Annotated in this window: 27 protein-coding genes; 8 read left to right on the top strand and 19 right to left on the bottom strand. The window is 70.4% G+C overall.

Annotated elements, in window-relative coordinates:
* Positions 1 to 94 precede the first annotated feature (94 nt).
* Entirely contained in the window at positions 95 to 514 is a 420-nt protein-coding gene (locus IH61_RS0101060; RefSeq protein ID WP_031063390.1) for a GNAT family N-acetyltransferase, read from the bottom strand.
* Positions 515 to 566: 52 nt separating this feature from the next.
* Between IH61_RS0101060 and IH61_RS0101065 the strand changes: the two genes are divergently transcribed.
* Entirely contained in the window at positions 567 to 1,070 is a 504-nt protein-coding gene (locus IH61_RS0101065) for a GNAT family N-acetyltransferase (protein WP_037971210.1), read from the top strand.
* A 25-nt stretch (positions 1,071 to 1,095) separates the two neighbouring features.
* Here IH61_RS0101065 and IH61_RS0101070 read toward each other — a convergent pair whose 3' ends face one another.
* Positions 1,096 to 1,290 (bottom strand): hypothetical protein, encoded by a 195-nt coding sequence (locus IH61_RS0101070; protein WP_031063395.1) that lies wholly within the window; start codon positions 1,288 to 1,290, stop codon positions 1,096 to 1,098.
* A 116-nt stretch (positions 1,291 to 1,406) separates the two neighbouring features.
* On the opposite strand from IH61_RS0101070, the gene IH61_RS0101075 reads away from it, so the two are divergent.
* A complete protein-coding gene (locus tag IH61_RS0101075; RefSeq protein WP_031063398.1) occupies positions 1,407 to 3,005 on the top strand; it encodes a NaeI family type II restriction endonuclease in 1,599 nt (532 codons plus the stop codon).
* A gap of 158 nt (positions 3,006 to 3,163) precedes the next feature.
* Positions 3,164 to 3,490, top strand: a complete 327-nt coding sequence (locus IH61_RS0101080) for a hypothetical protein (RefSeq protein ID WP_037971280.1) — start codon at positions 3,164 to 3,166, stop codon at positions 3,488 to 3,490.
* On the opposite strand, the gene IH61_RS0101085 is transcribed toward IH61_RS0101080, so the two are convergent.
* The 9 genes from IH61_RS0101085 to IH61_RS0101120 all read right to left on the bottom strand — a co-directional run bounded on the left by IH61_RS0101085 (position 3,483) and on the right by IH61_RS0101120 (position 8,876).
* Entirely contained in the window at positions 3,483 to 4,088 is a 606-nt protein-coding gene (locus IH61_RS0101085; RefSeq protein WP_031063404.1) for a DJ-1/PfpI family protein, read from the bottom strand. The two genes, IH61_RS0101080 and IH61_RS0101085, sit on opposite strands and share 8 nt — an antisense overlap.
* 76 nt (positions 4,089 to 4,164) lie before the next feature.
* Positions 4,165 to 4,443, bottom strand: coding sequence for a type II toxin-antitoxin system RelE family toxin (locus IH61_RS0101090; protein WP_031063407.1), 279 nt, complete (start codon positions 4,441 to 4,443; stop codon positions 4,165 to 4,167).
* A gap of 3 nt (positions 4,444 to 4,446) precedes the next feature.
* Positions 4,447 to 4,728, bottom strand: a complete 282-nt coding sequence (locus IH61_RS0101095) for a type II toxin-antitoxin system Phd/YefM family antitoxin (protein WP_037971283.1) — start codon at positions 4,726 to 4,728, stop codon at positions 4,447 to 4,449.
* A gap of 29 nt (positions 4,729 to 4,757) precedes the next feature.
* Entirely contained in the window at positions 4,758 to 5,240 is a 483-nt protein-coding gene (locus IH61_RS0101100; RefSeq protein WP_031063412.1) for a diadenosine tetraphosphate hydrolase, read from the bottom strand.
* Positions 5,241 to 5,242: 2 nt separating this feature from the next.
* Positions 5,243 to 5,434: a DUF397 domain-containing protein gene (locus IH61_RS0101105; RefSeq protein WP_031063415.1), complete on the bottom strand. Its 192-nt coding sequence runs from the start codon at positions 5,432 to 5,434 to the stop codon at positions 5,243 to 5,245.
* Positions 5,427 to 5,618: a DUF397 domain-containing protein gene (locus tag IH61_RS44080; RefSeq protein ID WP_078910734.1), complete on the bottom strand. Its 192-nt coding sequence runs from the start codon at positions 5,616 to 5,618 to the stop codon at positions 5,427 to 5,429. The genes IH61_RS0101105 and IH61_RS44080 overlap by 8 nt, the downstream gene beginning before the upstream one ends.
* A complete protein-coding gene (locus IH61_RS0101110; protein ID WP_031063418.1) occupies positions 5,596 to 6,438 on the bottom strand; it encodes a helix-turn-helix domain-containing protein in 843 nt (280 codons plus the stop codon). The genes IH61_RS44080 and IH61_RS0101110 overlap by 23 nt, the downstream gene beginning before the upstream one ends.
* Before the next feature lie 90 nt (positions 6,439 to 6,528).
* Complete coding sequence (gene mqnP / locus IH61_RS0101115; RefSeq protein WP_031063421.1) at positions 6,529 to 7,425, bottom strand: menaquinone biosynthesis prenyltransferase MqnP; 897 nt, start codon at positions 7,423 to 7,425, stop codon at positions 6,529 to 6,531.
* A complete protein-coding gene (locus IH61_RS0101120; protein ID WP_031063424.1) occupies positions 7,425 to 8,876 on the bottom strand; it encodes a menaquinone biosynthesis decarboxylase in 1,452 nt (483 codons plus the stop codon). The genes mqnP and IH61_RS0101120 overlap by 1 nt, the downstream gene beginning before the upstream one ends.
* Positions 8,877 to 8,974: 98 nt before the next feature.
* On the opposite strand from IH61_RS0101120, the gene IH61_RS0101125 reads away from it, so the two are divergent.
* From IH61_RS0101125 to IH61_RS0101140, 4 genes are all read left to right on the top strand, one after another.
* Positions 8,975 to 9,385 carry a PLD nuclease N-terminal domain-containing protein gene (locus IH61_RS0101125; RefSeq protein ID WP_031063427.1) on the top strand — a complete coding sequence of 137 codons (411 nt, stop codon included), beginning with the start codon at positions 8,975 to 8,977 and terminating at the stop codon, positions 9,383 to 9,385.
* A 489-nt stretch (positions 9,386 to 9,874) separates the two neighbouring features.
* The gene (locus IH61_RS0101130; protein ID WP_031063429.1) at positions 9,875 to 11,476 is read left to right on the top strand and encodes an acyl-CoA carboxylase subunit beta; all 1,602 of its coding nucleotides are present in this window, start codon (positions 9,875 to 9,877) and stop codon (positions 11,474 to 11,476) included.
* An 83-nt stretch (positions 11,477 to 11,559) separates the two neighbouring features.
* Positions 11,560 to 11,769, top strand: a complete 210-nt coding sequence (locus IH61_RS0101135; protein WP_031063432.1) for an acyl-CoA carboxylase epsilon subunit — start codon at positions 11,560 to 11,562, stop codon at positions 11,767 to 11,769.
* A 183-nt stretch (positions 11,770 to 11,952) separates the two neighbouring features.
* The gene (locus IH61_RS0101140) at positions 11,953 to 12,570 is read left to right on the top strand and encodes a ScbR family autoregulator-binding transcription factor (protein WP_031063435.1); all 618 of its coding nucleotides are present in this window, start codon (positions 11,953 to 11,955) and stop codon (positions 12,568 to 12,570) included.
* Positions 12,571 to 12,653: 83 nt separating this feature from the next.
* On the opposite strand, the gene IH61_RS0101145 is transcribed toward IH61_RS0101140, so the two are convergent.
* The 8 genes from IH61_RS0101145 to hemL all read right to left on the bottom strand — a co-directional run bounded on the left by IH61_RS0101145 (position 12,654) and on the right by hemL (position 20,822).
* Positions 12,654 to 13,301: a ScbR family autoregulator-binding transcription factor gene (locus IH61_RS0101145; RefSeq protein WP_051836060.1), complete on the bottom strand. Its 648-nt coding sequence runs from the start codon at positions 13,299 to 13,301 to the stop codon at positions 12,654 to 12,656.
* A 409-nt stretch (positions 13,302 to 13,710) separates the two neighbouring features.
* Positions 13,711 to 14,115 (bottom strand): hypothetical protein, encoded by a 405-nt coding sequence (locus IH61_RS0101150; protein ID WP_031063440.1) that lies wholly within the window; start codon positions 14,113 to 14,115, stop codon positions 13,711 to 13,713.
* 121 nt (positions 14,116 to 14,236) lie between these two features.
* Positions 14,237 to 15,301: a c-type cytochrome biogenesis protein CcsB gene (ccsB, locus tag IH61_RS0101155; RefSeq protein ID WP_420713816.1), complete on the bottom strand. Its 1,065-nt coding sequence runs from the start codon at positions 15,299 to 15,301 to the stop codon at positions 14,237 to 14,239.
* Between the two features lie 66 nt (positions 15,302 to 15,367).
* Positions 15,368 to 17,155 carry a cytochrome c biogenesis protein ResB gene (gene resB / locus IH61_RS0101160; protein ID WP_051836061.1) on the bottom strand — a complete coding sequence of 596 codons (1,788 nt, stop codon included), beginning with the start codon at positions 17,153 to 17,155 and terminating at the stop codon, positions 15,368 to 15,370.
* 2 nt (positions 17,156 to 17,157) lie between these two features.
* Positions 17,158 to 17,955, bottom strand: coding sequence for a cytochrome c biogenesis CcdA family protein (locus tag IH61_RS0101165; RefSeq protein WP_051836062.1), 798 nt, complete (start codon positions 17,953 to 17,955; stop codon positions 17,158 to 17,160).
* A complete protein-coding gene (locus tag IH61_RS0101170) occupies positions 17,952 to 18,569 on the bottom strand; it encodes a TlpA disulfide reductase family protein (protein ID WP_037971213.1) in 618 nt (205 codons plus the stop codon). Before IH61_RS0101170 ends, IH61_RS0101165 begins: the two co-directional genes overlap by 4 nt.
* Before the next feature lie 215 nt (positions 18,570 to 18,784).
* The gene (locus tag IH61_RS0101175) at positions 18,785 to 19,435 is read right to left on the bottom strand and encodes a histidine phosphatase family protein (protein ID WP_051836081.1); all 651 of its coding nucleotides are present in this window, start codon (positions 19,433 to 19,435) and stop codon (positions 18,785 to 18,787) included.
* A gap of 58 nt (positions 19,436 to 19,493) precedes the next feature.
* Positions 19,494 to 20,822: a glutamate-1-semialdehyde 2,1-aminomutase gene (hemL, locus tag IH61_RS0101180; RefSeq protein WP_031063448.1), complete on the bottom strand. Its 1,329-nt coding sequence runs from the start codon at positions 20,820 to 20,822 to the stop codon at positions 19,494 to 19,496.
* A gap of 243 nt (positions 20,823 to 21,065) precedes the next feature.
* On the opposite strand from hemL, the gene IH61_RS0101185 reads away from it, so the two are divergent.
* Positions 21,066 to 21,695 (top strand): hypothetical protein, encoded by a 630-nt coding sequence (locus IH61_RS0101185; protein ID WP_420713815.1) that lies wholly within the window; start codon positions 21,066 to 21,068, stop codon positions 21,693 to 21,695.
* Positions 21,696 to 21,712: the final 17 nt, after the last annotated feature.

A 21,712-nucleotide genomic window follows, 5' to 3' on the forward strand; every position in this document is an offset into this window, starting at 1 on the left:
CGTACACGGTTCGTTCTGACGGTGCGTCACATCATCTGTGCATCGTTCACGCACAGCAATCGAACGCTCGCCCGTGTCGGCGCGCGCCTCCCGCTCAGAGGACCATGACCCGCTCCGGCGTCGGGTACGGCGCGAAGCCCGCCTTCTCGTACACGCCGTGCGCGTCCTGGGTGACGAGGAGGATGCGCCGCAGCTCGTACGGGGCGAGGTGGTCGCGCACGGCCGTGGCCACCCAGGTGCCGAGGCCCTTGCCGCGCTGCCCGGGGTGGACGTAGACGTCGCAGAGCCAGGCGAAGGTCGCGAAGTCGGTGACCACCCGCGCGTACCCGACCTGCTGCCCGTCCGGCGCGTACACCCCGAAGTTCAGCGAGGCCCGGGCGGCCCGGTCGACCGTCTCCCGGCTGCGGCCGAGGGCCCAGTACGCGTCGGTGGAGAGCCAGTGGTGGACGAGGTCGATGTCGATCCGGTCGAGGTCGGTGTCGATCTCGAAACCGTCTTCCCTACGAGTGATCATGTCGGTGATCGTATTACCGCTGTCGAGATCGAACCGAGGACAGGACGACACTGTGCAACTTCTCACCGAGCGACTGCGATTGCGGCCGCTGACCGTCGCCGACACGGACTGGTGGGTACGGCTGCACGCCGACGCGCGGGTCAACGAGTTCGTCGGCGACTACACGGCCGAGACCGCCACCGCCCGGCTGCGCGCGATCGAGGAGTCCTGGGCGCAGCGCGGGTACGGGCTGTTCGCGGTCGAGTCGCGAGCGACCGGCGAGGCGGTGGGCCGCTGCGGGATCACCTGGTACGAGCCGTTCGGGGAGCCCGAGGCCGGCTGGACCCTGGCCGCCGAGCACTGGGGCCACGGCTACGCCACCGAGGCGGCGCAGGCCCTCCTCGCCTGGGCCGACGAGTCACTCGACCTGCCGCGCCTCATCGCCCTCATCCGCGCCGCCAACACCGGCTCCGTCGCCGTCGCCCGCCGCCTCGGCTTCCGGCCGCTGCGCGAGGACACCTTCTTCGGCGGCCCGGGCCTGGTGTACGTCCGGGATCGCGTCGTTTCCCAGGGCTGAGGCGGAAACTACGCAAGTAGTGGCACTACTTGCGTAGTTCCGGCTTGTCGGCATCGTGCTGCCGTCGGCTGCCCACCGTCCACGCGGCGTAGAGGGTGGAGAGCGCGCCGGCCACCATGACGACCGTCGTCCCCGGGGCCTCCAGTGCGACCAGGATGATCCCGGTCGCCAGCACGGCGAGGAAGGCCACCAGGTCGATCAGCGTGCGGCGTTGGGTCATGCTGCACCTTTCGTAGGACTCGGCCCCAACCGTTGCACGAGGGGGTGGGCGGTTCGCCGTTCTCCCACGTTCTCTCAGATAAAATGCTTGTACTGCTGAGAGATCTTGGAGGGTTGGTGGCATCGGAGCGGATTCGCAGCGGGCGCCGCCAGGCCCCCCCGCTCGGGGCCTGCCCCTCGATGGACCTGCTCGTCCACCACCTGCGCGACCTGCGCGACAGCGCCGGCCTGAACGTGGCGGAACTCCGCGTCCGGCTCGTCGAGGCCATGCGCGACGAGCCGGCGGACCCGCCCGCGGAACAGACGCTGCACCGGCTGCTGCGCGGGACGAACCTGCACGCGAAGCCGCGCCTGGCGGAGGCGGTGGCCGATGTCTGCGTTCACGCGACCCGGGGCGACCGGCAGGCCGCCCGGGAGCGGGTGCGGGAGTTCTACGCCCTCGCCCGCGAGGAGATGGCCGGCAGCCGAGGCGGGACGGACCCGGAACCGAAGGGCGACCAGGCGAACGCCGAGATCAAGCGCCTGCGGACGGAACTGCAGAAGAAGCAGCAGGAGAACCTGCACCTGGCGGCCGAGGTGGCTGCGACCAGGCGGTTGCTCGCCGCGCTGGCCCCGGGAGGCGACGGCGGAGCGGTGACCGGGGACGACGTGCTCGGCGAGATCCTCGAACGGATCCAGTACATCTCCGCGAGCAGTGACGAGGCCCTGGCCGAGGCACAGGCCGCCCGGGCCGAAACCGCGTGGCTGCGCGACTGGGTGACCGCATCCGCCTGGGACCAGGAACCGGAGACCTCGGCACCCGACGAGGCGGACGGCGCCGAGCCCGCCTTCGAGACTCCGAACGCCGAAGACCCGGAACTCGAAGAACTGGTCCGGGAACTGACCCGACGGGACCCGACGGGCGCACGAATGGCCGGAGTGATCGAGAGCGCCGGCGAGTACCTGCTGGACGGCGGCCGGACCGGCCGCTACGAGCTGGCCCAGTTGAGTGCGGCCGAGAAGCTGGTCTTCAGCTCGACCGTCGAGCGGCTGATGCAAGGGGAGTTCGGGCTGACGGAGGGCACCGCACACCTCGACCTCGCCCTGAACGGGATCGAGTTCGACCTGAGGTGGACACTCGGCGGCACCTGGGCCTTCTGGCCCGAGCTCGTGGGGGAGCTCTGTGTCGTCGCCCAAGCGAACGAGCGCACTGGAAAGTACAGCTACGGCGTCGTCCGGGTCCGGCCCGAGTACCTGAGGCAATCAGTCAACCGGGGCGGCAGGTCCGCGCTCACCCGCCAGGGCCGCGAGGCGATCCGCTGGATCCGGCTGGACGGGAACCTCCGCACCGGGGTCCTGCGGCAACTCTCCGAAGACGACCGGGAGGCCGTCCTCGGGCAGCGCACCGGGGCTCAGCGCCTGACCGAACTGTTCCGGCGCGCGCAGGGCAAGCGGCTGACCCGGGGCGACCTGGCCACCGTGTGCCGCACACCGGATCCCCTGCGGCGCCTGCGCGAGGCTCTGCCCGTGCTCCGCCGCGAAGGCATCCTGGTGGCCGCCGGCCACCTCGGGGACCGGTCGGTGCTCACCGCGCTGGGCGCCCCCGAACCCGCCGCAGGCGAGTGGGTCGGCCTGCGGCTGGTGCCCGCCGACGGCGAACCCGGCCCGGTCATCGACCTCGACGGAACACCGTGGCGCAAGGCCCGCCCCGAGGACCCCGAAACTCCACTGCCCTAACCTGCACAGGAAGTCGGCCGGGCCGACTTCCTGCGCGGGTGGGGTGGGCGAATGTCCGGGCCGGTGGTGGCGGCTCGAACCGGCCCGCAGGTGCCGTGTTGGCCCGTGAGGTTGGGTTGGTGTCGGGGGCCGCACCGCTCTCGGGCAGAGTTGGGATCATGGATCGGTTCGTGGGGCGGGCTCGGCTCGAGTGGTGGGCCAATCGTTTGACGTGCCTCGGGGCGTACGACATCGAGATCGATGTCACTGTCGACGCGGGTGGGCAGTGGGGGGCTGTGGGGCGGCATGTCGATGCGCTTGATGCGGGCCAGCGCGAGGGGTGGGAGTTTCTGATGGCGATGGATCCGCACTTCGCGCTGGCGTTTCCCGGTGAGGAGCGCGGCGGGATCGTGGTGCGGGTCGTCGAGGCGGGGGACGGGAGCCTCACGTTCACGGAGGCGCCGGACTGGGACGGCTCCGTGAACGTCGCCTTCGATGTCAGCTGATGGCGGCGGCTGCGCGGATGGCGTGCAGGGCGCGTGCGACGGTGGCTTCCTTCTCGCCGACCGGGGCGACGTAGTCGAGGGCGCTGCGGGCGGCCTCCTCGCCGACGGTTCGGGTGATGACCCAGGCGGCGAGGTACTGGGAGGCGAGGCAGCCGCCCGCCGTGGCGATGTTGCCCTCGGCGTGGAACGGCGCGTCCAGGACGGTGACGCCGCGTGCTTCGACAAAAGGGCGGCTCGTCATGTCCGTGCAGGCGGGCATGTCGTCCAGCAGTCCGAGGCGGGCGAGTACCAGGGCGCCCGAGCACTGCGCTCCGACCAGCTGACGCGAGGGGTCGAGCGGCAGTCGGGAGATCAGGTGGTCGTCGGCGACCACGTCGCGGGTCTTCACCCCGCTGCCGATCAGCACGACGTCGGCTTCGGGGAGGAAGTCGAGGGTGCGCTGCCCGGTCACCTCGACGCCGTTCATCGAGGTGACGACCGGGGTGGGCGTCGTGATGAAGGCTTCCAGGCCGTCCTTGCGGCAGCGGTTGATGATGGCGGAGGCGACGAAGCTGTCGAGCTCGTTGAACCCGTCGAAGGTGACCACGGCTACCTGCATCACAACTCCTTGAGGTGGGAGAGGTGGTAAAGGCTATGCCAGGGCGTCGAGTTCGGCGGTGATGGCTTCACGCCCATCAGTACCTGCGGTAGATCTCGCGGCGGTTGCCCACGGCGACCACCCAGACGACCAGCTGCCCGTCCTCAATCGTGTACACCACGCGATAGTCACCAACCCTGAGTCGCCAGTGGCCCGGATGACCCTGGAGTGGCTTGATGTCGAACGGCGTCGTGTCATCGTTGTCCAGCGCACGCTGGAACTCTGTGAGGCGGTACATGATCCGCAGCGCTTCCGTGCGGGGCACCTTCAGCAGATCCCGCTGACCATGAGGCGTGAAGCGAGTGACGTGGCCCACTCGTCACCCCTGGTGAGCGCGCAGAATCGCGGCCATCTCTTCGAGCGAGACGGAGCCCTCACGGCCTTCGGCCTCGGCTTCCTTGGCAAGACTGCTGAGCCAGGCATCCTCGGCCTCATCGGCGAGTCGACTGAGGCGCCGGTACTCCTCGATGTCGATCACGACGGCCTCCTGCCGGCCTCGCCGCGTGATGATCGTCGGAGTCTCGTCCCTACGAGCCCGGTCAATGACGTCCGCAAGGTGGCTTCGCACCTCGGCCATGGATTCAACGACAGGTTCACTCATGACATAAATGTAGCAGATGTACATCTAGTTCATGTGGCTGCGGCCAGGGCGTCGAGTTCGGCGGTGATGGCGGCGCGGAGTGGGTCGTGGGCGGGGCCGAGGGCGTGGTGGGGGTCGGACCAGTTCTCGCGGGGGTGGTCCCAGACGGGGCGCTGGACGAGGTGGGTGGGCTCCCAGGCGTAGCGGGGCCAGATGTGGGCGTGGAGGAACGGGTCCTTGTTGCCCAGGATCTCGATGTTGACCCGGCGGAACGCGGGGTCGGCGGCCCGGCAGGCGAGTTCGACGGCCTCGGCGAGCCGGTCGAGGTCGGCGAGGTACGCGAGGCGGCGCGGGCGCGGAAGGTCGGTGAGACGTTCGGCGCCCGGCTGTTCGGTCAGGAGGACCGAATAGCCGGGCAGGAACTGAACGTCGCCGATGACGGCGAAGCCGGCGGACAGCCGCCGCAGGACGGTCGGGTTCTCACCGCGCAGCGCGGTGCCGATCCGGTCGTTTCGCCAGTCGGGGTAAGGCATCGTCAGGCGGTACCGAACTCGCCGTCGCGGACGGCGGTGACGAAGGACTGCCAGGCGTCGGGAGAGAAGCGAAGACGCGGCCCCTCGGGGTCCTTGGAGTCGCGGACCGAGCCGGGCCGAGCGTCGTCGACCTCAACACAGTTGTTGTTGTCGCTGCCGCCGCTGTAGGTACTCTTACGCCACTGCTCAGACACCCGGGAACTCTCCCCCGGCAACGGCCGTGACGAACGACTGCCAGGCGTCGGGAGTGAAGCGAAGACGCGGCCCCTCAGGGTCCTTCGAGTCACGCACCGAGCCGAGGCAAAGGTCGTCGACCTCAATGCAGTTGTCGTTGTTGCCACTGCTGTAGCTGCTCTTACGCCACTGCTCTCGGTGCATTCGCGTAATCCTCCGCCGCCGATTCGACCAGGGCCAGGGTCGCCTCCGGCGACAGCGCGGCGGCCCTGACGAGATCGTAGTCCAGCGAGCACTTCGCAACCAGCGCCGGTTCATCCACCAGGGCACCCGTGTTCGGGCCTTCGATGTAGGCGGTCGGCGGCGCGCCGTCGAACGTCATGAGGCAGATCGACCCGTTCATCAAGGCATGCGCCCCCTCCATGAACGGCACAATCTGGATGATCACCTTTCGGTCACGGATCAGCTTGGCCAGATGCCGCAGCTGGCGGCACATCACCTTCGCCCCTCCGACCGGCCGACGAACGACCGCCTCGTCCAGGACCGCCCAGTACTGCGGGGCCTTCGTCCTGTCGAGCAGTTCGGACCGACCCACTCGAAGGGCCACCGACTGCTCGATCTCCGCCGAACTGTGAAGCGGCTTGGACGACTCGAACAAGGCACGGGCGTAGTCCGCCGTTTGCAGGAGCCCCGGCACCAGGAGCGGCGAGAACTCACTGATCGTCGTCGCCATCGACTGGAGTTCGACGACATCGATGAAGTAGTCCTCGTACAGCGACGACTTACGCACCATCTCGTACAGCCGCTGGAAGTGCCCATCCGTGTCGAGCGCCTTGTCCAGGTACCCCGACATGTCCTTCTGCGGCTTCCGCACCGCCGCCTCCATCTGGCAGATGTAGGCGCCGGTGCAGAACACCAGCTTGCCCAGCCCCTCCTGGGTCAGCCCCGCCGCTTCGCGGAGCCGCCTCAACTCCTCGCCGTAGTACTTGCGCGCCGCTTCCGTCGGGTCGAAGACCTTCGCCATGAGCCCAGTTCCCTTCAACGAAACCGTTGTTGGGATCGACGATAAGCACTGTCGGCCAGCAAGTCGCTACAAACTGTGACGCTGTAAACCTCAGATTCCGAGGCCGCGAACGACCAGGTCCACCAAAGCGAAGAAGAACAGCGAGACCCCGACAAAACTGTTCGTCTGGAAGAACGCCCGGTTGAGCTTCGAAAGGTCGTTCGGCCTGACGATGGTGTGCTCGTAGCAGAATGCGCCCGCCACGACCGCCAGCCCGAGCCAGAATGCCACCCCGGCGTGGGTCAGCACCGCGAACCAGCCCAACAGCAGCGTGGTAAGGACGTGGCAGACCCGCGCGCCCCAGATCGCCGCCGGCACCCCGAACCGCGCGGGCACCGACAGCACGCCGTGTTCCCGGTCGGACTCGACGTCCTGGCAGGCGTAGATCAGGTCGAAGCCGCCGATCCAGATGCCGACCGCCGCGCCCAGCACGACCGCGTCCCAGGACCAACTGCCCGTCACCGCGAGCCAGGCGCCCACCGGCCCTATCGACTGCGCGAGCCCGAGGATCGCCTGCGGGAAGTTGGTGAACCGCTTCCCGTACGGGTAGACGACCATCGGCACGACCGCGACCGGCGCGAGCACCAGGCACAGCGGGTTGAGCATCGCCGCCGCGCCGAGGAACACCACCAGCGCGACCGCCGAGCCGACGTACGCGGTCTTCAACGAGACCGCGCCCGTGACGAGTTCGCGCCCCGCCGTCCTCGGGTTCCGGGCGTCGAGCTCACGGTCGATGATCCGGTTGGCGGCCATGGCGAAGGTGCGCAGCCCGACCATGCACACGGTGACGATGAACAACTCGCCCCAGTGCACCCGCTTGTCGGCCATGAACATCGCCGTCAGCGCCGCGATGTAGGCGAAGGGCAGGGCGAAGACCGAGTGCTCGATCATCACCAGGCGCAGGAAGGCTTTCGTACGCCCGGGGGTCTCAACAGCAGCCGTACTCATCAGAGCCCGTATTCCTTCCAACGACGCGACACCAGCTCAGCCGTGGCCGGGTCCGAGGACACCATCTCCGGCCAGCCCCCGTCCCGGGTGTACCCCTCCTCCGGGAGCTTGCGCGTGGCGTCGATGCCCGCCTTGCCGCCCCAGAACTGCTGGTACGAGGCGTGGTCGAGGTGGTCGACCGGCCCTTCGACGACCGTCAGGTCGCGGCTGTAGTCGACGTTGCCGAAGGCCCGCCAGGCGACTTCCTGGTAGTCGTGCACGTCGCAGTCGGAGTCGACCACGATGATCAGCTTGGTCAGCGACATCATGTGCGCGCCCCAGATGGCGTGCATCGTCTTCTGGGCGTGCTTGGGGTACTTCTTGTCGATCGAGACGATCACGCAGTTGTGGAAGCCGCCGGCCTCGGGCAGGTCGTAGTCGACGATGTCCGGGATGATGATCTTGAGCAGCGGCAGGAAGAAGCGCTCGGTGAACTTGCCCAGCGGGCCGTCCTCCGTGGGCGGGCGGCCGACGACGATGGACTGGAGGATCGGGCGGCGACGCATCGTCACGCAGTCGATCTTCAGTGCGGGGAAGGGCTCCTGCGGGGTGTAGAAGCCGGTGTGGTCGCCGAAGGGGCCCTCGGGGAGCATCTCGCCGGGCTCGAGCCAGCCCTCGATCACGACCTCGGCGTCTGCCGGGACCTGGAGCGGGACGGTCTTGCAGTCGACCATCCGCACGCGCTCGCCCGCGATGAAGCCGGCGAAGAGGTACTCGTCGATGTCCCCGGGCAGCGGCGCGGTGGCGGCGTAGGTGACGGCGGGCGGGCAGCCGAAGGCGATGGCGACGGGGAGGCGCTCGCCGCGCTTCTGGGCGACGGCGTAGTGGTTGCGGCTGTCCTTGTGGATCTGCCAGTGCATGCCGATGGTGCGGCGGTCGTGGCGCTGGAGGCGGTAGAGGCCCAGGTTGCGGATGCCGGTGTCGGGGTGCTTGGTGTGGGTGAGGCCCAGGTTGAAGAAGGAGCCGCCGTCCATCGGCCAGGTGAACAGGGCGGGCAGCTCGTCGAGGTTGACGTCGTCACCGGTGAGGACGACCTCCTGCACGGGCGCGTCCTTCACGTTGCGCGGCGGCACGTGGGTCATGGAGGCCAGCTTGCCGAAGGCGTCGCGGAAACCGGTGAAGCCCTGGGGCAGTTCGGGCTTGAGCAGACCGGCGATCTTCTCGGAGATGTCGTCGGGGCCCTTGAGGCCGAGCGACTTGGCGAGGCGGCGTTCCGTGCCGAAGACGTTCATCGCGAGCGGCATCGACGAGCCCTTGACGTTCTCGAAGAGCAGGGCCGGGCCCTTGGCCTTCTGCACCCGGTCGACGATCTCGCCGATCTCCAGGTGGGGGTCGACCTCCGCCTTGATGCGCTTGAGGTCGCCTTCGCGGTCGAGGGCCCGCAGAAAGGAGCGGAGATCGTCGTATGCCATGCCTGTCAGTATCCGCCACCCGATAGCCTGGCTCGGTCAAGGGGCCCGGTCGAGGTGCCCCGGCCGCCGCCGCCTTCACTCGGGGGGAGATCGCCGCCATGCTGCGGATTCTTCTGACCATCATCCTTCCGCTCGCCCTCTGGGTGTGGGCGTTCGTCGACTGTCTGACCACGCCCGAGGACGAGGTCAAGCACCTGCCCAAGGTCGTCTGGGTGCTCATCGTCCTGCTCTTCCCGCCGCTGGGCCCGATCGCCTGGCTGATCGCGGGCAAGCAGCGCGGCTTCGCACGCACCGCGCCCGCCACGGCCGGCGACTCCCCGTACCCGGCCCCGCGCGGGGGCCGACAGGTCGCGCCGGACGACGACCCCGAGTTCCTGGCCTCGCTCGAGGACCTCAAGAAGAGCGACCGGCACCACGAGGAGATGCTCAAGGAGTGGGAGGCGGATCTGCGCCGTCGCGAGCGGGAACTGCGCGGCAAGGACGAGCCGGAGGACGGCCACAAGCCCTGAGGTGCGGCCCGACCTGATCCACCTCCGGCCCGATCCACCTCCGACCTGACCTGATCTACCTCCAACAGCCCACACGGACGCCTCCGGGTGGGCTGTGGCGTTTTTGGCGCTTCCCTACGATCGGAGGGCTTTCGGCCCGCATCGCCCGCGACCGGGCGCCTACTCCCGGCTATCGGCCACCTGCGCTCTGCGGCCCCTTTCGGCCATCGCGTCAGACCTCGCTGACCTGGGCTTTCCTTCATGTTCAGATCATCGGACCATCATCTCCGCGCCAACCCCGTGTACGCGAACGGACACCGAGCGCGAACGGCCCCCCGCGCCCGCTTCTGTGCAGGGGCCACAGCTAAACGAACCCGACCTTGTACGGAATCGACGCCGAAACCGACCCTCGGCCCCTCGTACAGTCATAAGTGAAGAAAGTGATTCGCAGCCGGGGGCACAGCATTCGTTGGCTGTCGGACAGTTCCCTCACCCTTGGAGTGGTTCGAGATGACGGTTGTGCATGAGGCACCGGTCGGCGACGAGGTCCCCGAGATCGCGGCCGACGCGCGCGGGCGGGTCGCCGAGCTGCACGCGCTGCGCGAGAAGGTGCTCCGCGGCCCCAGCGACAAGGCCACCGAGGCCCAGCACGCCAAGGGCAAGCTGACCGCCCGCGAGCGCATCGAGCTGCTGCTGGACGAGGGCTCCTTCCACGAGGTCGAGCCGCTGCGCCGCCACCGCGCCCAGGGCTTCGGCCTGGAGGCCAAGAAGCCGCACACCGACGGTGTGATCGTCGGCTGGGGCACCGTCCACGGCCGGACCGTCTTCACCTACGCCCACGACTTCCGCATCTTCGGCGGAGCGCTCGGCGAGGCCCACGCGCAGAAGATCCACAAGATCATGGACATGGCCATCGCGGCCGGTGCCCCGCTGGTCAGCCTCAACGACGGCGCCGGCGCCCGCATCCAGGAGGGCGTCACCGCGCTCGCCGGGTACGGCGGCATCTTCCAGCGCAACACCAAGGCGTCCGGCGTCATCCCGCAGATCTCCGTGATGCTCGGCCCGTGCGCCGGCGGCGCCGCCTACTCGCCCGCGCTGACCGACTTCGTCTTCATGGTCCGCGAGACCTCGCAGATGTTCATCACCGGCCCGGACGTCGTCCAGGCCGTGACCGGCGAGAAGATCACCCAGAACGGCCTCGGCGGCGCCGACGTGCACGCCGGCGTCTCGGGCGTCTCGCACTTCGTCTACGACGACGAGCAGTCCTGCATCGAGGAGGTCCGCTTCCTCCTGTCGCTGCTGCCGCAGAACAACCGCGAGATGCCGCCCTCCGTCGTCTCCGACGACCCGGTCGAGCGCCGCAACGACAGCCTGCTGGACCTGGTGCCGGCCGACGGCAACCGCCCGTACGACATGCGCAAGGTGATCGAGGAGATCGTCGACCACGGCGAGTTCCTCGAGGTCCACGAGCGCTGGGCCACCAACGTGCTGTGCGTGCTGGCCCGCGTCGACGGCCACGTCACCGGCATCATCGCCAACCAGCCGCAGTCGCTGGCCGGCGTGCTCGACATCAACGCCTCCGAGAAGGCCGCGCGCTTCGTCCAGATGTGCGACGCCTTCAACATCCCGATCGTCACGCTGCTGGACGTGCCCGGCTTCCTGCCCGGCGTCGACCAGGAGCACGGCGGCATCATCCGCCACGGCGCCAAGCTGCTGTACGCGTACTGCAACGCCACGGTGCCGCGGATCTCGCTGATCCTGCGCAAGGCGTACGGCGGCGCGTACATCGTGATGGACTCCCGCTCGATCGGCGCCGACCTCTCCTACGCGTGGCCGACCAACGAGATCGCCGTCATGGGCGCCGAGGGCGCGGCCAACGTGATCTTCCGCCGCGAGATCAACGGCGCCGAGGACCCGGAAGCCATGCGGGCCCAGAAGATCAAGGAGTACAAGAGCGAGCTGATGCACCCGTACTACGCGGCCGAGCGCGGCCTCGTGGACGACGTCATCGACCCCGCCGAGACCCGCCAGGTGATCGCCTCCGCCCTCGCGATGCTCCGCACCAAGCACGCCGACCTGCCCAGCCGCAAGCACGGCAACCCGCCGATGTAGCACGGCGCTTCGCGCCGCGGGCCGTTCCGAGTGCCGTACCGAGTGCCACCACACACCACTGCCACCGGGGGAGAAACCAGACCATGACCGCTTCCGCCGAACCTCTCGTCCGCATCGTGCGCGGCTCCCTCTCCGACGAGGAGCTGGCCGCCCTCACCGCCGTGCTGGCGGCCCGCGCGGCCGTCGCGCAGCAGGCCGCGGCCGCCGCGCCGGTCGAGCCGATCGCCAGCTGGCAGCGCCTGGAGCGCCGCCCGGCGTACTACTCCCCCGTCAGCTGGCAGCAGGCCGCCTGATCCCACTCCTCGAGACGGCCGGTCACCCTTCGCGGTGACCGGCCGTCTCTGCGTTCCGGCGCCACGCACAAGGCGCCCACCGGGCGTTCCACCCGCCCCGACAAGCGGAACCGGCTCGGTAGGATGCGTAGCGGACTGAACCGCGGCCCCGCCCCAGGGCACCAGAACCACCAGGAGGCTGCGATGGCCAGGCAGGCCCGTGCGCTGGCGACGCGCCAGGCGGTACTCCTGGCGGCGGCCGAGGTCTTCGACGAGCGGGGCTACGCCGCCGCCACGATGGCCGAGATCCTCGAGCGCGCCGGCGTCACCAAGGGCGCGCTCTACTTCCACTTCCGCTCCAAGGAGGAGCTGGCGCTCGCCGTCATCGAGGGGCAGGGCGCCTGGATCGCCACCTGGGTGCCGCGCTCGGACTCCCCGGTACAGAAGCTGATCGACCTCGGGTACGCCTTCGCGCACGCCCTCCAGGAGGACGCGCTGGTGCGCGGCAGCATCCGGCTCACCATCGAGCACGGCAGCTTCACCCAGCCGCAGCGCGCGGCCTACCAGGGCTGGATGGACCTGGTGGCCGAGCTGCTGGGGCAGGCCGCGGCCGAGGGCGACCTCCACCCGGGCATCGAGCCGGCGGCGGCCGCCGGGGTGATCACCGGGGCCGTCACCGGCATCCAGCTCAGCTCCCAGGTGCTCACCGACCGGCGGGACCTCGTGCCGCGGATGACCACGATGTGGACGCTGCTGCTGCCCGGGCTCGTCCAGCCGCACGCGCTCGCCCGGCTGAGCGTGGCCGACCGTACGAACGGCTAGAACGGTCGGCCAGGACGGTCGGTCAGGCCGGTCGGTCAGGTCGGTCGGCCAGGACCGTCGGTCAGGTCGGTCGGTCAGGTCGGTCAGGTCGGCCAGTAGTCGTAGGAGTCCAGGCGCTCGACCGGGACGAGGGCGGGCAGCAGGGCCTTCCAGACCCGGCGCACGCCGTCCGGGCCGAGCCGTTCCGGGCGGCCTCCGGACAGCAGCACCTGTCCGGCGGCGACGGCCGTCAGCAGTTCGGCAGCGGCGCGGCGGTCCACCTCGGGGCACAGCTCCCCCGCGTCGTGGGCGCGCTCCAGCAGGCGGTGGACGACGGCGGTGAGGCTGCGCCAGGTGGCGTCGGTGCCCGCCGGGGTGCTCCCGGCCCCGGCGCAGAGCCCCTGGTCGCCGGCCCCGTACCGGCCGAGCCGCACGCCGGCCCGGACCACCACGTCCTCGCGCAGCATGCGGGCGAGTTCGTGCGAGAGGTCGATCAGGCCCTGGAGCGGGCGGCCCTCGGTGCGCAGGGCGCGCAGCGCGGCCGAGCCGATCTCCCGCCCGGCGGCGGCGCGCACACCGTCCGCGAGGGCCTGTTTGGAGACGAAGTGGAAGTAGAGCGCGCCCTTGCTCACGCCCGCCCTGCGGCTGATGCCGACCAGGCTGGCGGTCTCGAAGCCCACCTCGGCGAAGGTGTTCGCCGCCGCGACCAGCACGGCGCTCCTGGTCCGTTCCGCGCGTACCTGCTTGACCACTGGCCCCCGCCCCTCATGGCTCTGCCGGACGCGGTCCCCACCCCGTCCGGCTGCTGTCAGCGCGCCGTCGACCGCGGCGTGCAGCGCCTCGCATGCGCACGGCGATCACCGAAACCGCACGGCTGGTCTCTAACCTAGCCCCCTCGTCGACCCCGCCGTTCAGGGGGGACGGGCCCCCGCCCGAGGTCGGGGGTCGCCCGACCGGCATTTCCGCAGTCCAGAGGGGGTGTGACGGGTCGCGCGGCCGGGGTGGCCCTGACCGCAGAAACACATACCGGGTGGTATGTATGTTTTGCTCCGAAGCGTCCGAAGCATCCGGCCAGCATCCGGAGCCTGCTGCTCGTGGAGCCGGTCGGAGCCGGGTCCCGCCTCCCGCCGGCAGGCTGACGCGGGAGGCGGGGAGCGGGCTCTACGCGGCGGCCAGGGCCGCCGGGCGGCCCGCGTGCATCACGCTGAGGTTGGTGGCCAGCCGGACCGGGTCCTGGGTCAGCCAGAGCCGCAGCGCGGCGCCCAGCATCGCGCTGGCCGACTCGATCCGCAGCCCGGTGATCTGGGCGATCCGGGCCGCCCCCGGCACCAGCAGGTCGGCCAGCGGGGCCGGCAGCCAGACCGTCAGGGCGCACGGCGCGGGCGACGCCAGGGCGCCGAGCAGCCGGTAGGCGTCCTGCGGCGAGCTGAGCGTGGGGATGACGTCCAGCAGGCCGTCCGCCACCACCTCGGACACGTCGCTCCGGTGCCCCTGGGCGAGCCGCCGGAGCAGCAGTTGCTCACGAGCGGTGATTCGGACGGTCAGCATGACCTCGTCGCACTCCATTGCGCGATCTCCTCCTCAAGTCCCTCCCGTACCGGCCGGCGGCCGGCACGAACTACCCCTGTCGCACCTCGGCCCGGCTACCTCTGCGGAAAGCCGGGCCGGTGGGTGTGTGCCGCCCCGGTCAGACCCCCGCGTAGGAGTGCTTTCCGGTGACGAAGATGTTCACGCCGTAGTAGTTGAAGAGCCAGCAGGCGAAGGCCGCCAGCGCCAGGTAGGCCGCCTTGCGGCCCTTCCAGCCAGCCGTGGCGCGGGCGTGCAGGTAGGCGGCGTAGGCGACCCAGGTGATGAACGACCAGGTCTCCTTCGGGTCCCACTCCCAGTACTTGCCCCAGGCCGCCTCGGCCCAGACCGCGCCCGCGATGATGGTGAACGTCCACAGCGGGAACACCAGGGCGTTGATCCGGTAGGACAGCTTGTCGAAGGTGGACGCGGCCGGCAGGCGGCGCCAGATCGAGGCCGAGGTGCCCAGCGGGCCGGTGGTCAGACCGGCGGCAGTGCGCCTCTCGAAGGAGTCCTTGCCGAGGTAGAGCAGGGTGGCGATGAACGCCGCGTAGAAGGCGCCGCCGCAGAAGATCGCGGTGGAGACGTGGATCGCCAGCCACGGCGAGTGCAGCGCCGGGACGAGCTGGTCGGACTCGGTGTACAGCAGCGAGGTCGCGATGCCCAGGGTCAGCAGCGCGGCGAGCACGACGGGCAGGCCCAGCCAGCGCACGTTCTTCTTCCAGGCCAGCAGCGCCAGGTAGGAGGCCGTCATCGCGAAGGCGAAGGCGCAGGAGAACTCGTACATGTTCCCCCACGGCCAGCGGGAGACCGACAGGCCGCGGGCGACGATGCCGCCGCCGTGCAGCAGCAGGGCCAGCACGCTGAGGGAGACGGCGATGCGGCCGGCGAGGTCGGCCCGCTCGCTGGTGCCGGCCGCGCCGGGGCCGTCCACCTCGTCCGCGCCGCGGCCGCTGGTGACCACCGTCGCGCCCTCGCCGGCCACGGCGGTACGGGTGAGCGTGGTGGTCCGGCCGCCGGTACCGGCCACCGTGACGGTGACCTTCTTGGCGGCCTTCGTCGAGGCCGTGGCGACGGTCTCGGAGAGGCTGGCCGCCGCCGCGTTCGACCGGACGGCGATGGCGCCCTTGCTGCCGAACGTCCACTCGATCATGTGGGCGAACATGGCGAGGGTGTAGACCACCATGGCCGAATAGATCAGCTTGTTGGAAAGATCGGCCAGCTGTGGGTCGACCGAGGCGAGTTGCACCGTCTACTCCTTGGAGTTCAGGTCGGCGGGGGCAGGTTCCGAGGGTGCGTCCACAGCTCCGGGGTCGGGGCCGGGGTCTTCCGAGTCGTCAGAGTCGTCGGAGTCGTCAGTGTTGTCAGAGCCGTCCGCGGCGGAGGCGTCGTCCGTGGCGGGGGCGTCGTCCTGGAGGTCCACCGCGAGTTCGGCCAGCTCCTCGGCGATCTTGGCCGACTCGCTGCGGCTGAGGCCCGCCAGCTCCACCTGGGTGCCGCCGCCCGGCAGGGCGAGGGCCCGCACCCAGATCCGGCGGCGCTGGATGAACAGCGAGCCGATCAGGCCGAGGATCGCCAGGACCGCGCCGGTCAGGGCGACCTCGTTGCCCGGGCGGTGCGAGATGTTGAGGCTGACGAAGCGCTTGTAGCCGTCGAAGGTGAGCGTGCCGTAGCCGTCCGGGAGGTCCCAGCCCTGGCCGGGCTTGAGCCGGACCCTCGCGGGCTGGCCGTCCTGCATCAGCTGGGTCATCTTGCGGGTTTCCAGCTGGTAGATGTTCTGCGGCCGGCCCGCGTCGTTGCCGAGGTCGCCCGCCCAGGCGTTGAGCACCAGCATCGGGGCGGCGTCGTCCGGGAAGAGCGAGATCGGGCCGGTGTTCTCGAAGCTGGCCGGGGCGGTCGGCAGGAAGTTGCCGGTGAACCCGAGCTGGACCTTCTTGCCGTCCGGGCCGACGCCGTAGTCGGAGACCTTCACGACGCCGGTGGACGTCTGGTTGGCGTCCTGCGGCAGGAACGGCGTGGCGCCGTGGTAGACGACCTCGCCCTTGGCGTTCTTGACGGTCACCACGGGCGCGAAGCCGTGGCCGATCAGGAAGACCTTGCTGCCGCCGATCTCCAGCGGGTGGTTGACCTCGATCTTGCCCTGCTTGGTCTGCGTCGGGTCGCTGCCGGTGGAGTACTCGACGTTCGCGGTGAACTGCCGGGCCGCGCCGATCTGCGAACCGCTGGACTGGAAGCGGGCGGTGAAGGCGTCCAGCTTCAGGTAGAAGGGGTCGAGGTCGTCGGAGGTGTAGAACGGGGTGCCGCTGAAGTCGTCGATCTGGGTGATCGTGTTGGCGTAGCCCTCGCCCTCGATCATCAGCTTGCCGGCCGTGCCGGAGGCCAGGCTCGCCCAGGCGAAACCGCCGAGCAGGGCGAACAGCGACAGGTGGAACAGCAGGTTGCCGACCTCGCGCAGGTACCCCTTCTCGGCCGCCACCGAGTCGCCCGACAGGTGCGCCCGGAAGCCGCGCCTGCGCAGCAGCCGGTGCGCGGCGGCGTTGACCGCCTCCGCCTCGGCCTCGGTGCGCCAGGCCGCGTACACCGGCATCCGGGTCAGGTTGCGCGGCGCCGCCGGGGGGCGGGAGCGCAGCACGCCGACGAACTGCCAGGTGCGCGGCACGATGCAGCCGGCCAGCGAGACGAACAGCAGGATGTAGATCGCGGAGAACCACACCGAGCTGTAGACGTCGAACAGCTGGAGCTTCTCGTAGATCGGCGCGACGGTGGTGTGCTGCGCCTTCCAGGCGACGACCTTGAGCGCGGCCTGGCTGCCCTGGCCGTTCTGCGGCAGCAGCGAGCCGGGGATCGCGGCCAGCGACAGCAGGAACAGCAGGATCAGCGCGACCCGCATGGAGGTCAGCTGACGCCACATCCAGCGCGCCCAGCCGATCACCCCTATGCCGGTGGGGCCGTCCGAATCGACCGGCGCGGTGCTGAGCCGCTCGGCCTCGGTGTCGTCCGGCGCCGGCGGCAGCTCGGCCTCGGTCGTGGTCTTGCTCACGCTCAGATTCCGATCTGGAAGTCGGCGGTCCAGGACTGCAGGTCGCTCACCATCGCGTCCCACTGCCCGGTGACGAGCAGCAGGCCGACCAGGACGAGCATGCCGCCGCCGATCCGCATGACGAGCGGGTAGTGCCGCTTGACCCAGCCGAAGGCGCCCAGCGCCCGGCGGAAGGCCAGCGCGGCCACGATGAACGGTAGTCCCAGGCCCAGGCAGTAGAAGGTCATCAGCAGTGCGCCGCGTGCCGCATCGGCCTGGTTCAGGGCCAGGCCCTGGACGGCGGACATGGTCGGGCCGATGCAGGGCGTCCAGCCGACGCCGAAGACCACGCCCAGCAGGGGGGCTCCCAGCAGGCCGATGGCCGGGCGGCGGTGCGAGCGGACCTCGCGCATGCTCAGGCCGGGGACGAGGCCCATGAAGGCCAGGCCCATGACGACGGTCGCCGTGCCGAGCACGATCGAGATGACCCGCTTGTGCTCCTGGAGGGTGTCGCCGAACTGGCCGAACAGCGCGCCGCCGGAGACGAAGACCGCGGTGAAGCCGAGGACGAACAGGGCCGCGCCGGCCAGCATCCGGCCGCGGCGGGCGCCGCGGGCGTCGGCGAGGTCGGCGGCGGAGAAGCCGGTGACGTACGAGAGGTAGCCGGGCACCAGCGGCAGGACGCAGGGCGAGAAGAAGGAGAGCAGTCCGGCCGCGACCGCGATCGGCGCGGCGGCCAGCAGCGCCCCGCTCTGGACGGTGGTGAAGGTGTCGGCCAGGTGGAGTGCGGCGGGGTGGAGTGCGGCGGCTTCGGCGCTCACTTCGCGGGCTCCGCGACCACCGGCTGGAGGATCGACTCCAGCGCGTCGTCCACCGTGCCGCCGACGGCGCGGGCGGCCAGCTTGCCGTCCCGGTCGATGATCAGGGTGGTCGGGATGGACTGCATGCTCAGGCTGCCCTTGGGGAACTTGAGCAGCTGGCTGCCGGCCGGGTCGAAGATGCTCGGGTAGGTGACGCCCTTCTCCTGCTCGAAGCGGACGGCGTTGGTCTTCTCCGAGTCCCGGGTGTTGATGCCCAGGAACTGCACGCCCTGGTCCTTGTACTTGGTCCAGACGCGCTGCAGGTCGTCCGCCTCGCCGCGGCAGGGGCCGCACCAGGAGCCCCAGACGTTGAGCACCACGACCTTGCCCCGGTAGTCGGAGAGCTTCACCTGGCCTCCGTCGAGCGTCTCGCCGGAGATGTCGGGGGCCTCCACGCGGTGGCCGGGCTCGGCCTTGGAGATGTTGGTGTCCTTGACGGAGACGAAGCCCACCTGGTCCGCGCCGTTGCCCGAGGAGCCCGAGGAGGAGCATCCGGTGAGGGCGAGCGCAGCGGCGGCGGCAGTGGCGGCGGCGGCTGCGGCGACACGGGGACGGGGGCGCGTCATGGCAGACATGTGAAAAGTTTCGCATGGAGGCCGGGCACCGTTCGCCGGGGTCCCGCCCTGCGCGCCGCACCCCGTCTGACCTGCGACGCAATCGGGCCGCCCGGGGGTCACCGGGCGGCCCGAGGCCATACTTACCCGCCGTTTACGCGGGCCTGGCGCGGCGCTCGGCCGCACTCAGCCGAGCTCGCTCGCGTGCGGCCACGTGCGGGCGCGTTCGGTCGCGTTCAGGCGCCGAAGCTCTTGCCCACCGGCTTGTCGCCCTTCTTGCCCTTGCCGATCAGGTGGGCGGGCAGCAGGTCGCGGGCCGGCTCGCGGTAGCCGACGGAGACGATCTTGTCGCCCTCGAAGGTGAAGCTGGTCAGCGAGGCCAGCGAGCACTGCCGCTTGCGCGGGTCGTGCCAGAGCCGGCGGCGCTCGACGAAGGAGCGCAGGATCCAGATCGGCAGCTGGTGGCTGACGCAGACCGCCTCGTGCCCGCGCGCGGCGTCCCGGGCGGCGCCCAGCGCGCCCATCATCCGCACGACCTGGTCGAGGTAGGGCTCGCCCCAGGACGGCTTGAACGGGTTGGTCAGGTACTTCCAGTAGCCGGGGTTGCGCAGCGAGCCGTCACCGACGCCGAAGGTCTTGCCCTCGAAGATGTTCTCCGCCTCGATCAGCCGCTCGTCGACGGCGACCTCCAGGCCGTGCGCCTTGCCGATCGGCTCGGCGGTCTCCTGGGCGCGCTCCAGCGGGGAGGCCACCACGTGGGTGATGTCCCGCCCGGCCAGGTCCTCGGCGACCCGGTCGGCCATCAGCCGGCCCAGCTCGGACAGGTGGTAGCCGGGCATGCGCCCGTACAGGACGCCCTCCGGGTTGTGCACCTCACCGTGTCGCATCACGTGGACGACGGTGATCTCCTTGGCGCTCACTTCTCGGTACTCCTGAAGGTCTCGGTCAGGCGGTGGCGGCGGCAGCGGCGCGGGCGGCGGCCGGAAGGGCGGCGGCGATCCGCTCGATCGCCCGCTCGTCGTGGGACGCCGAGACGAACCAGGACTCGAAGGCGGACGGCGGCAGGTAGACGCCCTCGGCCAGCATGGCGTGGAAGAAGGCGGTGAAACGGTACGCCTCCTGGGTCTTCGCCTCGTCGTAGTTGGTGACCGGCGCCTCGGTGAAGAAGACCGAGAACATGTTCCCGGCGGTCTGCAGCCGGTGGGCCACGCCCTCCTTGGCGAGCGCCTCGGACACCAGGCCGGAGATCTCGGCGGAGACCTTGTCGACCGTCGCGTACACCTCGTCGGTGCAGCCGCGCAGCTGGGCCAGGCCCGCCGCGGTGGCGATCGGGTTCCCGGAGAGGGTGCCCGCCTGGTAGACCGGGCCGGCCGGGGCGAGGTGGGCCATCACGTCGGCGCGGCCGCCGAAGGCCGCCGCGGGGAAGCCGCCGCCCATGACCTTGCCGAAGGTCAGCAGGTCAGGCGCCCAGCCCTCGTTCGCGGCCTCCAGGCCGTACCAGCCGGCCTTGGAGACGCGGAAGCCGGTCATCACCTCGTCGGAGACGAACAGCGCGCCGTTCTCGCGGCAGAGGCGGGCCAGGCCCCCGTTGAAGCCGGGCAGCGGCGGGACGACGCCCATGTTGCCGGGCGACGCCTCGGTGATGACGCAGGCGATCTCGCCGGGGTGCGCGGCGAAGGCGGCCTCGACGGCGGCCAGGTCGTTGTACGGGAGCACGATGGTGTCGCCGGCCTGGGCGCCGGTGACGCCGGGCGTGTCCGGCAGGCCGAAGGTGGCGACGCCGGAACCGGCGGCGGCCAGCAGCGCGTCCACGTGACCGTGGTAACAGCCGGCGAACTTGACCACCTTCGCCCGGCCGGTGAAGCCGCGGGCCAACCGGATCGCCGACATGGTGGCCTCCGTACCGGAGGAGACCAGGCGGACCTGCTCGACCGGGGCGACCCGGGAGACGATCTCCTCGGCCAGTTCGACCTCGCCCCGGCCGGGCGTGCCGAAGGAGGTGCCGTGGGTCACCGCCTGCTGGACGGCGTCGATCACGGCGGGGTGCGCGTGGCCGAGGATCATCGGGCCCCAGGAGCAGACCAGGTCGACGTATTCGCGGCCGTCGGCGTCGGTGAGGTAGGGACCGGTGCCCGAGACCATGAAGCGCGGCGTGCCGCCGACCGCGCGGAAGGCGCGCACCGGGGAGTTGACGCCGCCGGGCGTCACGACCGAGGCGCGGTCGAACAGCGACTGGGACTGGGGGGCTTCATAGGGGTAGCTCACAAAGGACATGGTCTCAAATCGTGTCCTTGCCCTCTGCATGTCGGACCCGATCATCTGGAACGATGATCCGGGCACTGTTGTCGGTAGGTTGTCCTTGCACACCGGGCGCGTGAGCGCGCCGGTGAGTGGCAGGGGTGTGGAAGGACTGCCGCGTACCGCGAATGGGTACGGCGGCGCATGACGGGTAAGGAGCACGTCCGGAGGGACGCCGGGCGTGCGGGGGTCTGTCGATTCCGGCGAATTCCGGTGAGGATGGTCCGAGTGTCCGAGGCGCAGGACGGCTACGACGAGGCTGCGGGTGGCCCCCGCCGTCCGACCGAAGCCGCACGCGGGGGTACGGGAGCGGGTACGGGACGTGGCCGTCGCGGCGGCGAGAGGCGGGGTGAGGGACGCGTGGGGGTGACGTACAAGTACTTCGGCGCACCGGACCGCGCGACCGCCGCGAGAGTGCCCACCGCGCTCGGCCCGGGCGGGCTGGGCCTGGACGCGGGCGAGCTCGGCGCGCTCGGCCGGCTCGGGGACCTGATGGAGACCAGCGGCTCGCCCAACGGGCACCTGTCGACCAAGATCAAGCCGGAGACGATGAGCGCGATGGTGCTCACCGGCATCCAGGGCGTACCGCTGCACCAGGTGCCGCCGCTCGAGCTCGTCGTCCTGCACCCCGACTACGCCGTCGTCCAGCTCCCGCACAACGTGGTCGAGCCGCTGCGCAAGGCGGACGAGACCGAGCTCGGCGCGGCGGCCTTCATCTGGTCCACCGTCCCGGACCGGCGCGGGCCGCGCGACGCCTTCGTCATCTACACGATGCTGCACGAGTGGCAGGACTTCGCGAACCGGCTGCACGACGCCGGGCACCAGCTGTACTGCCTGGTCTGGCCGTAACGGTCCCGCGCCGCGCG

This window comes from Streptomyces sp. NRRL WC-3742 (assembly GCF_000720635.1).
Lineage (GTDB): Bacteria > Actinomycetota > Actinomycetes > Streptomycetales > Streptomycetaceae > Kitasatospora.